This is a genomic window from Actinomadura nitritigenes (assembly GCF_017573545.1).
Classification (GTDB): Bacteria; Actinomycetota; Actinomycetes; order Streptosporangiales; family Streptosporangiaceae; genus Spirillospora; species Spirillospora nitritigenes.
In genome coordinates, this window is record NZ_JAGEOK010000020.1 from 75,598 (window position 1) to 90,437 (window position 14,840).

A 14,840-nucleotide genomic window follows, 5' to 3' on the forward strand; every position below is an offset into this window, starting at 1 on the left:
GTGATACCGGATCGTCACTTGAACTAAAACTTATGACTCCATATGTTTTCGTTCATGCCGGCTACAGCGGTGAGGATCCGCGATCTGCGCAAGACCTTCGGTGCCGTCGAGGCGGTGGCGGGCGTCGACCTCGACATCGGGGACGGCGAGTTCTTCTCGATGCTCGGTCCGTCCGGATCCGGCAAGACCACCGTGCTGCGGCTCATCGCGGGCTTCGAGCGCCCGACGTCCGGGACCGTCGAGCTGGCCGGCCGCGACGTCACCGGCCTCGCCCCGTTCGACCGCGACGTCAACACCGTCTTCCAGGACTACGCGCTGTTCCCGCACCTGGACGTGCTCCGCAACGTCGAGTACGGGCTGAAGGTGCGGCGGGTGCCGAAGGCCGAGCGCCGCGAGCGGGCGCTGGAGGCGCTGCGCAGCGTCCGGCTCGACGGGTTCGAGGCGCGCCGGCCCGGTGAGCTGTCGGGCGGGCAGCGCCAGCGGGTCGCGCTGGCGCGCGCGCTGGTCAACGAGCCGAAGGTCCTGCTGCTGGACGAGCCGCTCGGCGCCCTCGACCTGAAGCTGCGCGAGGAGATGCAGGTCGAGCTGAAGACGATCCAGCGCCGCGCCGGCATCACGTTCGTGTTCGTCACGCACGACCAGGAGGAGGCGCTGACCCTCAGCGACCGCATCGCGGTCCTCGACGGCGGCCGCGTCCAGCAGGTCGGCACGCCCGCCGAGGTGTACGAGCACCCGGCGACCGAGTTCGTCGCCGGCTTCGTCGGCACGACCAACCGGATCGGGGACGTCTGCGTGCGGCCGGAGAAGCTGCGCGTGCGCGTCCTGGACGGCGGCGACGCCCCCGGTGACGGCGAGGCCGCGGCGCCGGACGGCGGGACGGGCGGGCCGGCGGGGGACCGGCACGCCGAGGGCACGATCGCCGAGGTCGTCTACGCGGGCGCCGTCACGAGGTTCGTGGTGGACCTGGAGTCCGGCGACCGGGTCGTCGCGCTCCGGCAGAACCTCGCGGCGTCCCCGGCGGAGGCCACCCGCCATCGCGGCGCCCGCGTCCGGGTCGGCTGGCACGCGGCGCACGAGTTCCGGGTCGCCGGCGCCGCACCGAGCACTGAAACCCCCGCGAAAACCCCCAACTAAAGAGGAGTTCCTCATGTGGTCCACGCGCATGGCGCTCGCCGCCGCGGCGGCGCTGGCGATCGGACTGGCCGCCGCCGGGTGCGGCGGCGACTCGGGAGACAAGGCGTCCGGGGCCGGGCAGGGCGGCTTCACGGTGCCGAAGGTCCCGATGCAGAAGTCGCTCGGCCAGGGCGAGGGCCAGGTCAACCTGGTCGCCTGGGCCGGGTACGCCGAGGACGGCTCCAACGAGAAGACGGTCGACTGGGTCCACCCGTTCGAGAAGCAGACCGGCTGCAAGGTCAACACCAAGATCGCCGGCACGTCGGACGAGATGGTCGCGCTGATGAAGACCGGCCAGTACGACACGGTCTCGGCGTCCGGCGACGCGTCGCTGCGGCTCATCGCGTCCGGAAGCGTCGCGCCGGTCAACACGGCGCTCGTGCCGAACTACGCCGACATCTTCGCCGGGCTGAAGAACAAGCCGTGGAACTCGGTGAACGGCGTGCCCTACGGCATCCCGCACGGCCGCGGCGCCAACCTGCTGATGTGGCGCACCGACAAGGTGAAGCAGGCGCCCGATTCGTGGGGTGCGGTGTTCGACGCCGACTCCCCGTACAAGGGCAAGGTCACCGCCTACGACTCGCCGATCTACATCGCGGACGCGGCGCTCTACCTGATGTCGACCCGTCCGGAGCTCGGCATCAAGGACCCGTACGCGCTCGACCAGAAGCAGTTCGACGCGTCCGTCGCGCTGCTGAAGCAGCAGCGGGGCGTCATCGGCGAGTACTGGTCCGACTACACCAAGGCGGTCCAGTCGTTCAAGAGCGGCGACACCGTGCTCGGCACGACCTGGCAGGTCATCACGAACTACGTGGAGGCGGCGAAGGCGCCGGTGAAGGCGATCGTGCCGAAGGAGGGCTCGACCGGCTGGTCGGACACCTGGATGGTCGCGGCGAAGGCCAAGCACCCGAACTGCGCCTACCAGTGGATGAACTACATCGTGTCCCCGAAGGCGAACGCGCAGGTCGCCGAGTGGTTCGGTGAGGCCCCGGCGAACGCCAAGGCCTGCCGGGAGACCTCGGACAAGACGTTCTGCGACACCTTCCACGCCACCGACGAGACCTACTTCTCCAAGGTGCACTTCTGGACGACGCCGATCGCCCAGTGCCTGGACGGCCGCAAGGACGTCAAGTGCGTCGACTACTCCAAGTGGACGCAGGCATGGACGGCGATCAAGGGATGACCGCGTCCCCGGCGGCGTCCACCGCCGGCGAGGCGTCCGCCCGCCCGGCGCCGGGTCCCCGGCGCCGGGCGGCGGCGCTGCTGCACCGCCGGCCGGCGCTGCGGCTGTCGCTGCTGCTGTCGGCGCCGCTGGCCTGGCTGGTGGTCGCCTACCTCGGCGCGCTCGCCGCGATCTTCGTCACCGCGTTCTGGTCGACCGACACCTTCACGGGCGCGGTCGTCCGGCAGTTCACCCTGACCAACTTCCAGGACCTGTGGAACGAGCCCGTCTACCGGACGATCGCGCTGCGCAGCCTCGGCGTCGCGGCGGCCGTCACCGCCATCGACACCGCGATCGGGTTCCCCATGGCGCTGTACATGGCGAAGGTGGCCAAGGCCCGGTACCGGCCGTACCTCGTCATCGCGATCCTGGCGCCGCTGTGGGCGGCCTACCTCGTCAAGGCGTACGCGTGGCGGGTGATGCTGTCGCAGGGCGGCCTGATCGACGAGGTGCTCAAGCCGTTCGGGCTCTCCGGGCCCGGGTACGGCCTCACCGCCACGATCATCGTGCTGGCCTACCTGTGGCTGCCCTACATGATCCTGCCCGTCTACACCGGCCTGGAGCGGCTGCCGGACTCGCTGCTGGACGCCTCCGGCGACCTCGGCGCCCGCCCGTGGCGCACCTTCCGCTCGGTCATGCTGCCGATGGTGTTCCCGTCCCTGGTCGCCGGGTCGATCTTCACCTTCTCGCTGTCGCTCGGCGACTACATCACCGTCAAGATCGTCGGCGGCCGGAGCCAGCTGCTCGGCAACGTCGTCTACGACAACATCGGCGCCGCCAACAACCTGCCGTTCGCCGCGGCCGTCGCCACGATCCCCGTCGTGGTCATGCTGGTCTACCTCGCCGCGGCCCGCCGCACCGGCGCCCTCAGGGAGCTGTGATGACCCTCTCGCCCGCCGCGCGGACGGTCCTGCGCCTCGTGATGATCCTCGGGCTCGCGGTCGTCTACGTGCCGCTGCTCGTCGTGCTGATCAACTCCGTCAACGCCGACAGGACGTTCGGCTGGCCGCCGACGGACCTCACGGGACGCTGGTGGGCGCACGCCCTCGACAACCCGGGCGCCCGCCAGGCCGTCTGGACGAGCGTGAAGGCCGGCGTCGGCGCCACCGCCGCCGCCATGGTCCTCGGCACCATGGCCGCGTTCGCCGTCGCCCGGTACCGCTTCTTCGGCCGCGAGGCCGTCTCGCTGGTCGTGGTGCTGCCGATCGCGCTGCCCGGCATCGTCACCGGCATCGCCCTCAGCAACGCCTTCCAGGTCGTCCTGGAGCCGCTCGGCATCGGCCTCGGCCTGTTCACCGTGATCGTCGGGCACGCCACGTTCTGCGTCGTCACCATCTACAACAACGTGCTGGCCCGGCTGCGCCGCACCGGCACCAGCCTGGAGGAGGCGTCAGCCGACCTCGGCGCCGACACCTTCCAGACGTTCCGGTACGTGACGCTGCCGAACCTGCGCTCGGCGCTGCTCGCCGGCGGGCTGCTGTCCTTCGCGCTGTCCTTCGACGAGATCATCGTGACCACGTTCACCGCGGGCCCCGGCTCCCAGACCCTGCCCATCTGGATCTTCGACAACCTGTTCCGGCCCAACCAGGCCCCGGTCGTCAACGTCCTCGCCGCGGCCCTGATCGTCCTGTCGATCATCCCGATCTACCTGGCCCAGCGCCTCTCCAGCGGCGCCCGCGGCGTGGCGTGATCTTCCAGGGGGCGACCCCCTGGAACCCCCGTCACGACCGACAGGCTGTTTCCCGCTCCGCTAGCGCTCCGCGGGAAACAGCCTGTCGGTCGTCGGGCAGGCCCGCTGCGCTCGCTGGCGCTCGCTCCGCGTGCCCGCCCGTAAGGTGGCTGAGGTTCCACCTGCCGGGGTTGAGGTTCCACCTGCCGGGGCTTGGGCCGTCCCCCTGGGGTCAACGGTGGGCTTGGGAGACTTCGATCCAGCGGTCGAGGAGGGTGGCGGCGGCGCCGGAGTCGACGGCCTCGGCGGCGCGGTCGCGGGCGGCGGCCAGCGTCGGGGTGAGCTCGTCGGCGGACGGGGCGCCCTCGTAGGCGGTGATGAGCGCGGCGGCGTTCAGCAGGACCATGTCGCGGACGGGCCCCTGCCGGCCGGCGAACGTCTCCCGCGCCACCCGGGCGTTGAAGGACGCGTCGGCGCCGCGCAGGTCCTCCGGGCGCGCCGGGGGGATGCCGAGCGCGGACGGGTCGAAGGTCGTCTGCGTCGCCGTCCCGTCGCGCACCACCCACACCGTCGAGGTGCCCGTGGTGGTCAGCTCGTCCAGGCCGTCGTCGCCGCGGAACACCAGCGACGAGCAGCCCCGCGCGGCGAACACGCCCGCGATCACGCCCGCCATCCGCGGATGGAACACCCCGACCGCCTGCGCCCCCGGCCGCGCCGGGTTGGTCAACGGGCCGAGGAAGTTGAACACCGTCGGCGTGCCCAGCTCGCTGCGGGTGCGCGAGGCGTACCGCAGCGCCGGGTGGAAGCGCGGCGCGAAGCAGAAGGTGATGCCGGTCTCCGCGACGACCGCCGCCGTCGCCTCCGGGGACAGGTCGATCGCGACGCCGAGGTGCTCCAGCAGGTCCGCGGCGCCGCAGGACGACGACGCGGCCCGGTTGCCGTGCTTGACGACCCGGACACCGGACGCCGCCGCCACCACCGCCGCCATCGTGGAGATGTTCACCGTGTGGGCGCGGTCGCCGCCGGTGCCGACCAGGTCCGCGATGCGGCCCGGCACGACCACCGGCGTGGCGTTGTCCATCATGCCGTCGGCGAGGCCGGACACCTCGGCGACGGTCTCGCCCTTGGCGCGCATCGCGACCGCGAACCCCGCGATCTGCGCGTCGGTGGCCTCCCCGGCCATGATCGTGTTCATCGCCCAGGCGGTCTCCTCGCTGGTCAGCGATTCGCCGTCGAGCAGGGCGTTGAGCAGTGCGGGCCAGGTCGTGCGGGCGTCCATCTATCCCCCAGGTGCGGTGGGTCCGGAGGGAGCGCGCCGGGCTCGTCCCGACCCGGCCGGGGTGCGGACCGGGGCGGCGCCCAGAGCCTCCCCGGCGAAACGGTCTTTACAGGGCCGGAAGGCGGTTCTCGAGACGCCAGCGCATGAGGCCGGCGAGCTCCTTCGCCAGCGCCATCGGGTCCAGCGGCAGGCTCACCACGGCGTCGGCGCGCGACCAGGTCGCCAGCCAGCCGTCGTCGCGCCGGCCGATGATCGCCAGCACCGGCGGGCAGTCGTACACCTCGTCCTTGGCCTGCCGGCAGACGCCGAGACCGCCCGCGGGCTGAGCCTCGCCGTCCACGATCAGGACGTCGACGCCGCCCTCGTCGAGCCGCGCCACCACGGCGGGCTGGGTCGCGCGCTCGATGAACTCCACCTGCGGGAGGTCGGCGGCGGGGCGTCGCCCGATCGCCATCCGGATCTGTGCACGGGTGTTCGCGTCGTCGCTGTAGACGAGAACCTTCATCGGGCTCTCCGGGGCGGTGGTGCTCATGACACGGAAGGCTACCCGTTCGCCCCCGCGCGCACGAGATCCAGGTCATGTTTCCCCGCCGCGCCGGCCACCGGAAGTCCTGGTGCGGGCAAAGATCGCCGGGGCCCCGCGGCACCGTGCCGGAGTCCGGAGGACACGTCCGGGAACTCTAGGAGGGGGGTCATGCGTCACTCACGGGATAGGGGCGCAATAATGCTGCCCGTGACAGCATCCGCGATAGAGACAACACCTCACGCACGGGCGAACCGTCCCAATCTGGTCAGCGTGGGGACGATCGTTTGGCTGTCGTCCGAGCTGATGTTCTTCGCGGCGCTGTTCGCGATGTTCTTCACGATCCGCTCTGTGACGATCGGCCAGTCCGGGCACGACGCCTGGCCGGGCGCACCGCTGAACCTGCCGCTGTCGACGGCCAACACGACCGTGCTGGTGCTGTCGTCGGTGACCTGCCAGTGGGGCGTGTTCAAGGCCGAGGCCGGCAAGGTCGGCCGCGACGGCGGCCTGCTGAACGTCGCCCGGTGGGGCCTGCGCGAGTGGTACGTCCTGTCCTTCCTGATGGGCCTCTACTTCGTGGCGGGACAGGCCTTCGAGTACTACAGCCTGGTCACCAAGGACGGCCTCACGTTCTCCTCGTCGGCCTACGGCTCGGTCTTCTACCTGGCCACCGGGTTCCACGGTCTGCACGTCATCGGCGGCCTGGTCGCGTTCCTGTTCGTCCTCGGCCGGACGTTCGCCGCGAAGCGATGGACGCACGAGCAGGCGACGAGCGCGATCGTCGTGTCCTATTACTGGCACTTCGTCGACGTGGTGTGGATCGGCCTGTTCTCGGTCGTCTACCTCCTCGACCACTGACCCGCTGACCACCCAGCAGACATGACCCGAACGGGGATTTCCGTGAGAAGGATCACCGCATGGCGACGGCGCCCCTGGGCGGGCTACGCCGTCGTGCTGGCGGCCCTGGCGGCGATCGGCGTCATCTACGCCGGTTTCTCGCCGCAGACTGGACGCGCCGAGGCGGAGAGCACGGCCCAGGCGGCGCAGGACCTGAAGAACGGCCAGCAGCTGTTCGACAAGAACTGCGCCAGCTGCCACGGCCTGAACGCCGAGGGCACCAAGGACGCCAAGGGCAAGCCGATCGCACCGAGCCTGCTCGGGGTTGGGGCGGCCAGCGTCGACTTCCAGGTCAGCACGGGCCGCATGCCCGCGATGAGCCCTGGTGCGCAGTTCCCGCGCAAGACGCCGATCCCCGCCTTCAACACCCAGATCAAGACCGACTACGAGGACGAGGCCAAGCGCAAGGCGGCCGAGCAGCAGAAGGCGCAGGCCGAGAAGAACCTCGCCGACCTGCGGGCCTACATCTCCTCGCTCGGCGGCGGCCCGGAGGTCCCGCCGGCGTCGGCGACCGACCCGACCAAGGGCGACGTGGCGCTCGGCGGCAAGCTGTTCCGCACGAACTGCGCCCAGTGCCACAACTTCACCGGGCAGGGCGGCGCGCTGACCGGCGGCAAGTACGCCCCGCCGCTGTCCAAGAGCGACGTCACGCCCACGCAGATGTACGAGGCCATGCTGACCGGCCCGCAGGCGATGCCGGTGTTCAACGACACCACGCTCACCCCGCAGGACAAGCAGGCGATCATCTCCTACCTGGTGCAGACCCGCGAGCAGCCGAACCCCGGCGGTAACGGCCTCGGCCGCATCGGCCCGGTGTCGGAGGGCCTGGTCGGCTGGCTGGTCGGGCTCGGCCTGCTGGTGATGGCGGCGATGTGGATCACCGCCAAGAAGCCGAAGAAGCTGAAGAAGTCATGAGCGACGAGAACAAGGACACCGCCGGCTCGATCGAGCCCGGCGAGGGCGGCCGCCCGCACGGGCGCGTGATCGGCACGCCGTCCCCGGCGAGGGACAGGACCCTGCTCGCGCAGGACGACATCTCCGCGCCCGCGGGCGTCGGGGAGGAGCTGGACGAGGCGTCGGCCAAGCGCGCCGAGCGCGTCGTCGCGACGTTCTTCCTGCTGGCGTTCGCCGCCAGCGTGGCGTTCATCGCGTACTACATCGGCTGGAGCGGCCGCAACGGCGGCATGCACGGCGTGACCCGGACGCGCGAGTCCAACTACTGGCTCGGCGGCCTGATGGCGCTGTCGTTCCTCGCGCTGGCCGCCGGCGTCACCATCTGGGTGCGCCGGCTCATGACCAGCAAGCCGATCGTCCAGGAGCGGCACAACCTGCAGGCCGACGAGGAGACCCGCGCGGCCTTCACCCAGGACTTCCTGGAGGGGGCGTCCGACAGCGGCCTGACCAAGCGCCCGCTGCTGCGCCGCACGCTGCTGCTGGCGGCGGCGCCGCTCGGCCTGGCGCCGCTGGTGCTGCTGCGCGACCTCGGCCCGCTGCCGGAGAAGCGGCTGCGCTCCACCTACTGGGGCGACGCCGTGAAGAAGGCGCAGGCGCAGGGCAAGAAGGGCGTCCGCCTCGTGGTGGACGGCACCAACAAGCCGCTGCGGGTCAGCGACTTCTCCTCGCCCGGCGGGATGATCACCGTCCTGCCCGAGGGCATCGAGGAGGGCGTGCCCGAGGACCAGGTGCTGACGCAGAACGCGAAGGCCGTCACCATCCTGATCAACGTGCCCGAGAACGAGTTCAAGCCCGCCAAGGGACGCGAGAACTGGCACATCAACGGGATCGTGGCGTACTCGAAGGTCTGCACGCACGTCGGCTGCCCGGCCGCGCTCTACGAGCAGACCACGCACCACATCCTGTGCCCGTGCCACCAGTCGACGTTCGACGCGACCGACGCGGCCAAGGTCGTGTTCGGCCCGGCGGCCCGTCCGCTGCCGCAGCTTCCGCTGGCGGTCGAGGACGGCTACATCGTCGCCACGAGCGACTACCACGAGCCGATCGGCCCGAGCTTCTGGGAGCGCGGATGAGCGAGGCGACAGCCGGGGCCACGGCTCCGAAGGCGGTCGAGGGGCCGCTCAACTTCATCGACGACCGGCTCGGTTCCACCACCTTCTTCAAGCGGAACATGAAGAAGGTCTTTCCGGACCACTGGTCGTTCATGCTGGGCGAGATCGCCCTGTACTCGTTCATCATCCTGCTGCTGACCGGGACGTTCCTGACGCTCTGGTTCAAGCCGAGCATGAACGAGGTCATCTACAACGGCTCGTACACGCACCTGAAGGGCGTGCAGATGTCGGAGGCGTACGCCTCCACGCTGCACATCAGCTTCGACGTGCGCGGTGGCCTGCTCATGCGGCAGATCCACCACTGGGCGGCGATCCTGTTCATGGCGTCGATCCTGGCGCACATGCTGCGGGTGTTCTTCACCGGCGCCTACCGCAAGCCGCGCGAGCTGAACTACCTCATCGGCATCACCATGTTCATCCTGGGCATGCTCGAGGGCCTGTTCGGGTACTCGCTGCCGGACGACCTGCTGTCCGGCACGGGCCTGCGCATCACCCAGGGCGTGCTCGAGGCGATCCCGCTGGTCGGCACGTACGGCTACATGTTCCTGTTCGGCGGGGAGTTCCCCGGCCAGGACATCGTGCCGCGGCTGTACATGCTGCACATCCTGCTGATCCCCGGCCTGATCCTGGGCCTGGTGACCGCGCACATGATGATCATGTGGGTGCAGAAGCACACCGCGATGCCGGTGAAGAACCAGACCGAGCAGCAGGTGTACGGCTACCCGTTCTACCCGGTCTTCATGGCCAAGACGGGCGCCTACTTCCTGTTCACCTTCGGCGTCATCGCGCTGCTCGGCGCGTTCGCGCAGATCAACCCGATCTGGCTGTTCGGCCCGTACGATCCGGGCGCCATCTCCGCGGGCTCCCAGCCGGACTGGTACATGGGCGTCCTGGAGGGCGCGCTGCGGATCATGCCGAACTGGGAGGTCAGCGCCTGGGGCCACACGGTCAGCTTCAACGTGCTGATACCGGCGACGGTCCCGCTCGGCATCGTCTTCGGCGGCGCGATGGCCTGGCCGTTCGTCGAGCAGTGGGTGACCGGGGACAAGCGCCACCACCACGTCAACACCCGGCCGCGCAACGCCCCGATCCGCACCGCCACCGGCGTCGCGGCGGTCACCTTCTACGGGCTGCTGTGGCTGGCCGGCGCGAACGACGTCCTGGCCGACAAGTTCGACCTCTCCCTGTACGCCACGACCTGGTTCTTCCGGGTCACGTTCTTCGTCGGGCCGTTCCTGGCGTTCATCATCACCAAGCGGATCTGCCTGGGGCTGCAGCGCAAGGACGCCGACGTCGTCGGGCACGGCGTCGAGTCCGGCGTGATCCTCATGTCGCCGGAGGGCAAGTTCTCCGAGCGGCACGAGCCGGCGCGCGACGAGGAGCGGGCGGTCCTGCTGTCGAAGGAGAACACCCGTCCTGAGGCGCCGCAGCGCGACGCCAACGGCATCCCGGCCGCGAAGGGCCCGCTCGGGCACCTGCGGTCGCGGCTGAACCGGGCCTGGACCTTCGACGACATCCCCGTCGAGGAGCACGAGCACGGCGAGCACGCGGAGATCGAGGGCGGCAAGCAGTCGCACGAGATCAGCCACTGATCGCGAGCCCGATCGAGGGGCCCGGCACCGGACGACGGTGCCGGGCCCTTCGCTCTGCCCGCCCCCGCCCGTCCGGTGCCGGCCCCCGCCGGTGGTGTGCCCGCTCCTGGCCGTCCGGTGCCCGCCCGATGCTCGCCGGAGTCCGCGCCGGGCGGCGTTCCGGCTGCTCGGGGCCGGTGCGGGGTCCGTATCCTGGCCGACGATGACCAAGACCCTGGTGGTGACCAACGACTTCCCGCCCCGTCCCGGCGGGATCCAGGCGTTCGTGCACGGCCTCGCCGTCCGGCGCCCGCCCGGCTCGGTGGTGGTGTACGCGCCGGCGTGGAAGGGGTCGGCGGCGTTCGACGCGGTGCAGCCGTTCGACGTCGTCCGGCATCCCGGGTCGCTGATGCTGCCGGAGCCGGGCGTGCTGCGCCGCGCGTCCGCGCTGCTGCGCGCGGAGCGCTGCGACTCGGTGCTGTTCGGCGCCGCGGCGCCGCTGGGACTGCTCGCGCCGGCGCTGCGGCGGCGCGGGGCCGGGCGGATCGTCGCGATCACGCACGGGCATGAGGCGGGCTGGGCGGCCCTGCCGGTCGCACGGTCGCTGCTGCGCCGCATCGGTGACGACGTCGACGCCCTCACCTACCTGGGCGAGTACACCCGGTCGCGGATGGCGCGCGCGCTGTCCCCGGCCGGTGCCGCGCGGATGGCGCGGCTCGCGCCGGGCGTGGACGAGACGCTCTTCCGCGCCGGAGCCGGCGGCGCGGAGATCAGGGCGCGGCACGGCCTGGCGGACCGTCCCGTCGCGGTGTGCGTGTCCCGGCTGGTGCCGCGCAAGGGGCAGGACACGCTGATCCGCGCCTGGCCGCGGGTGCTGGCGAGGGTTCCGGACGCGGCACTCCTGCTCGTGGGAGGCGGCCCGTACCGCGCGGAGCTGGAGCGGCTGGCGGCGTCCGAGGGCGTGGCCGGGTCGGTCGTGCTCACCGGCAGCGTGCCGTGGGAGGAGCTGCCCGCCCACTACGACGCCGGGGACGTCTTCGCGATGCCCTGCCGGACGCGCCGCCGGGGCCTGGACGTCGAGGGGCTCGGGATCGTCTACCTGGAGGCGTCGGCGACGGGCCTGCCGGTCGTGGCGGGCGACTCCGGCGGCGCGCCCGACGCCGTCCTCGACGGCGAGACGGGCGTGGTGGTGCCCGGCCGGTCGGTGCCGCGGGTCGCGGAGGCGGTCGCGGGCCTGCTCGCCGACCCGGAGCGGGCGGGGGCGATGGGCCGCGCGGGCCGCGCGTGGGTGGAGCGGGAGTGGCGCTGGGAGGTGCAGGCGGCCCGGCTGGACGCCCTGCTGCACGGCTGATCCGGCGGATGTGGCCCCGCGGTCACGGCCCTTGACCGGGTGAGCGGCCACAAGCAGACGACCGCCGCGTATCGCGCGCCCCGTGCCGGGTGACAGGATGCCCGTATGGAGAACGCGGACATCGAGGATGCGTGGGCACGGGTTCCCGGCGAGACCGCGCGGTGGCTGCACGACCTGGATCCCGACCACTGCTACTCGGGGTTCGAGCCGCCCCGCAATCCCGACTCCGCCTGGCTCCTGCACGCGATGTACGCGTGGGAGGAGGGCCTGGTCACCACGACGCACGACGACGTCCACCAGTCGGTGCTGGGGGCGGGGCTGGTGGAGCCGCCCGACCCGGCCGGGGAGGCGCCGGGCGACGTGGGAGACCTGCTGGAGGGCGCGATCGTCACCGGTACCGAGCTCGGCCGCAGCGGCGACCCCGGCGCGGGCTGGCGGCGGCTGCGCTGGCGGGAGCTGGCGCGCGGGTTCGGCGAGCCCGTGGTCCCGGAGGGGGAGCTGCCCGGCAACCGGTGCCTGCGGCAGGGGCATCCGGCGGGGAGCTGGTCGGCGGCCATCCGGCCGCCCGCGGAGGGCTGCCTGGACCGGGAGAGCTGGCACCGGCTGGTCGGGGTGCTGCTGCGGCACAGCCCGGGCGGCGCCGCCACCCGCTGCCTGGCCTACTACTGCCCGCTCGTCACCGCGGACTGGGACGACGAGACGGTCCTCGCGGGCCGGCTGGGCGACGCGGCCCGGCTGTACGACCACCCGGCGATGACGAGCTGCCCGTCCGACCTGTGGGCGGAGGACCGCTCCTGGGTCGTGTACTGCGACTGGGACCTGTGGGGCACGAAGGTCGTCGGTCCGACCTCGCTCGTCCAGGCGCTGCTGGACGACCCCGATCTGGAGGCCGTCCGCCTTCCCTGGACCCGCTAGCCGCGCACGGCCCCGGGACGGGGCCCCGCCCCCGCGCCGTAGGCGGGGCCGTCCCGGGACCGGCGGGTCGAGGGGGGCCGTGCCCGGGTTCCGGAGACCGGTTCCACGCGCACGCCCCTGCCGAGGTGGGTGCGATCCTGCGCCGGCCGGCCCCGCGCCCGGTGGGGGAGAACCTGGAGACGGGCGCGCCGCGAAGGGCCGGCCTGCGGGGCCGGATCGGTGCCGCGTGGACGGGTCCCGGGGGCACGGCCCCGGTTCGGTGACCGGCCGCCCGGGAGAGGTGGGCCTTCCGGCTGCGGGCGGGAGCGGTCCCGGTGAAGCGCTGCGTCATCGGGGCCCTCCCGCCGCTGTGCGTGCACGGTCATCGACGTCCCCGACGCTAGGCCGCGGTGCGCCCGCCGGCACCGCCGTTAAATCGGACTTAAGGGGCGGATTACTCATGGCTAATTCATCGGCCAGGTCCGGCCTCACAACGGTCGTTCATTCCCATATCCATTCGCGGCCGCCGTTGAGATGATCTCCATTCGGGGGCTGGGGGAGGGGAGCGCGGATGCGATCGCGGAGCGTCGGCGTGCTCGCGGCGCTGGTGGCGGTGGTCCTCGCCGGCGGGCTCGTCGCGGCCTGGCGGCTGCGCGGCGGGCGCGGCGCCGGGACGCCGGAGAAGGTCGCCGCGGACTACTTCGCCGCCTGGCGGCGCGGGGCGCTGGACGACATGCGCGACCTCGTCGCCGACCCGCCCGGCGACTTCGTCCGGCAGTACCGGGCGCTGTCGCGCGGCCTCACGGTCTCCTCGATCATGGTCGAACCGCGCCCGGTGGTGCGGACCGGTCCCGGCGCGGCGCACGCCGACTTCACCGTCACCCGCACGCTCGCCGGGCACGGCGAGTGGTCGTTCGCGGCGGTGCTGCGCCTCGGCCGCGTGGACGGCCGGTGGCGGGTGCTGTGGACGCCCGCGACCCTCTACCCGGGCCTGAAGGGCAGGGGGACGTGGTCGCTCGCCCAGGTACGGCTGCCCGCCGTCACGCTCGTCGCCCGCGACGGCAAGGCGCTGCCCGACACCGGGCTCCTCGCGCCCTACCTGGCCGAACTCGTCGACGACCTGACGCCGGAGGGCTACGACGAGGCCAGGTGGGTCATCGAGATGCGCGACGGCGACGGCCCGCCGCAGCGCGTGAAGGTGCTCGGCGGCGAGCCGGGCAGGAAGATCCGCACGACCCTGGACCGGCGGCTGCAGGCGGCCGCCGAGAAGGCCGTCCGCTCCGTGCCCCGGGCCGCGGCGATCGTCGCGCTGCGGCCGTCCACCGGCGAGGTGCTGGCCGTGGCGGACGCCCTCGGCGGGCTCGGCGCGTTCGCCGGCCTCTACCCGCCGGGCTCGACGTTCAAGGTCGTCACGGCGGGCGCGCTGGTCGCGGACGGGGCCGGGCCCGGTACGCCCGCCGACTGCCCGGCGTCCGTCGTCACCGCCCAGCGGACGATCCGCAACGACGAGGGGCACGAGCTGGGGCGCACGACCCTGAGCGGCGCGTTCGCCGCGTCCTGCAACACCACGTTCGCGCGCCTCGGCGTCGAGAGCCTGGGCGCGGGCAAGCTCGCCGCGAGCGCCCGCAGGTTCGGGTTCGAGACGAGGTTCTCGCCCGGGGTGCGCATGCTGGAGGGCGGCTTCCCCGCCCCGCGGAGCGGCGCGGAACTGGCGGAGGCGGCGATCGGGCAGGGCCGCGTCCAGGCGAGCCCGCTGCTGATGGCGAGCGTCGCGGCGGCCGTCGGGGACGGGACGTGGCGGCCGCCGCGGCTCGTGTCGGCGAAGCTGGTCCGCGAGGGCGGCGGCGACACGCCGGGCCCGCACCCGATCCCCGGCGCCGCCGCGCTGCGGTCGATGATGCGGGCGGTGGTCACCGGCGGCACCGCCGCGGGCGCCGGCCTGCCGGACGGCACGGCGGGCAAGACGGGGACCGCCGAGTACGCCGACGACGGCTCGTCGCACGCCTGGTTCATCGGATACCGCGGCGACCTGGCGTTCTCGGTGTTCGTCCAGGACGGCGGGTCGGGGCCGAGGACGGCCGCGCCGCTCGCCGCGGCGTTCCTGCGCTGACCTCGCCGGGAAATGGCGCGGAACGGCTGAACCCCCGCCGTTCCGCGCGCGTACTCCCACGATGAGCGGAACGGCCGCGAAGACG

The 14,840-nt window shown here is 72.4% G+C and carries 13 protein-coding genes; 11 read left to right on the top strand and 2 right to left on the bottom strand.

All coding sequences use genetic code 11. The features are described 5' to 3' along the window. Positions 1-54: 54 nt before the first annotated feature. The 4 genes from J4557_RS29060 to J4557_RS29075 are packed head-to-tail and all read left to right on the top strand — an operon-like array spanning position 55 to position 4,085. Positions 55-1,134 (top strand): ABC transporter ATP-binding protein, encoded by a 1,080-nt coding sequence (locus J4557_RS29060; protein WP_243776510.1) that lies wholly within the window; start codon positions 55-57, stop codon positions 1,132-1,134. Positions 1,135-1,147: 13 nt separating this feature from the next. Continuing rightward, complete coding sequence (locus J4557_RS29065) at positions 1,148-2,356, top strand: ABC transporter substrate-binding protein (RefSeq protein ID WP_208269933.1); 1,209 nt, start codon at positions 1,148-1,150, stop codon at positions 2,354-2,356. After that, positions 2,335-3,276, top strand: a complete 942-nt coding sequence (locus J4557_RS29070) for an ABC transporter permease (protein ID WP_243776511.1) — start codon at positions 2,335-2,337, stop codon at positions 3,274-3,276. The genes J4557_RS29065 and J4557_RS29070 overlap by 22 nt, the downstream gene beginning before the upstream one ends. Next, positions 3,276-4,085, top strand: coding sequence for an ABC transporter permease (locus tag J4557_RS29075; RefSeq protein WP_208269934.1), 810 nt, complete (start codon positions 3,276-3,278; stop codon positions 4,083-4,085). The genes J4557_RS29070 and J4557_RS29075 overlap by 1 nt, the downstream gene beginning before the upstream one ends. A gap of 211 nt (positions 4,086-4,296) precedes the next feature. On the opposite strand, the gene trpD is transcribed toward J4557_RS29075, so the two are convergent. Further along, positions 4,297-5,343, bottom strand: coding sequence for an anthranilate phosphoribosyltransferase (trpD, locus tag J4557_RS29080; protein WP_208269935.1), 1,047 nt, complete (start codon positions 5,341-5,343; stop codon positions 4,297-4,299). A gap of 106 nt (positions 5,344-5,449) precedes the next feature. After that, positions 5,450-5,875, bottom strand: a complete 426-nt coding sequence (locus J4557_RS29085) for a hypothetical protein (protein ID WP_208269936.1) — start codon at positions 5,873-5,875, stop codon at positions 5,450-5,452. A gap of 192 nt (positions 5,876-6,067) precedes the next feature. Between J4557_RS29085 and ctaE the strand changes: the two genes are divergently transcribed. The 7 genes from ctaE (at position 6,068) to J4557_RS29120 (ending at position 14,755) form a co-directional block, all read left to right on the top strand. Continuing rightward, positions 6,068-6,724: an aa3-type cytochrome oxidase subunit III gene (gene ctaE / locus J4557_RS29090; protein WP_194737671.1), complete on the top strand. Its 657-nt coding sequence runs from the start codon at positions 6,068-6,070 to the stop codon at positions 6,722-6,724. 42 nt (positions 6,725-6,766) lie between these two features. After that, positions 6,767-7,678 carry a cytochrome bc1 complex diheme cytochrome c subunit gene (gene qcrC, locus J4557_RS29095; RefSeq protein ID WP_208269937.1) on the top strand — a complete coding sequence of 304 codons (912 nt, stop codon included), beginning with the start codon at positions 6,767-6,769 and terminating at the stop codon, positions 7,676-7,678. After that, positions 7,675-8,790 carry a cytochrome bc1 complex Rieske iron-sulfur subunit gene (gene qcrA / locus J4557_RS29100; RefSeq protein WP_208269938.1) on the top strand — a complete coding sequence of 372 codons (1,116 nt, stop codon included), beginning with the start codon at positions 7,675-7,677 and terminating at the stop codon, positions 8,788-8,790. The genes qcrC and qcrA overlap by 4 nt, the downstream gene beginning before the upstream one ends. Next, a complete protein-coding gene (qcrB, locus tag J4557_RS29105) occupies positions 8,787-10,421 on the top strand; it encodes a cytochrome bc1 complex cytochrome b subunit (protein ID WP_208269939.1) in 1,635 nt (544 codons plus the stop codon). The genes qcrA and qcrB overlap by 4 nt, the downstream gene beginning before the upstream one ends. A 202-nt stretch (positions 10,422-10,623) precedes the next feature. Further along, positions 10,624-11,751, top strand: coding sequence for a glycosyltransferase family 4 protein (locus J4557_RS29110; RefSeq protein ID WP_208269940.1), 1,128 nt, complete (start codon positions 10,624-10,626; stop codon positions 11,749-11,751). A 105-nt stretch (positions 11,752-11,856) separates the two neighbouring features. After that, positions 11,857-12,666, top strand: a complete 810-nt coding sequence (locus J4557_RS29115; RefSeq protein ID WP_208269941.1) for a hypothetical protein — start codon at positions 11,857-11,859, stop codon at positions 12,664-12,666. A 550-nt stretch (positions 12,667-13,216) separates the two neighbouring features. After that, on the top strand, positions 13,217-14,755 hold the full coding sequence (locus tag J4557_RS29120; protein ID WP_208269942.1) for a penicillin-binding transpeptidase domain-containing protein: 1,539 nt from the start codon (positions 13,217-13,219) through the stop codon (positions 14,753-14,755). Positions 14,756-14,840 lie beyond the last annotated feature (85 nt).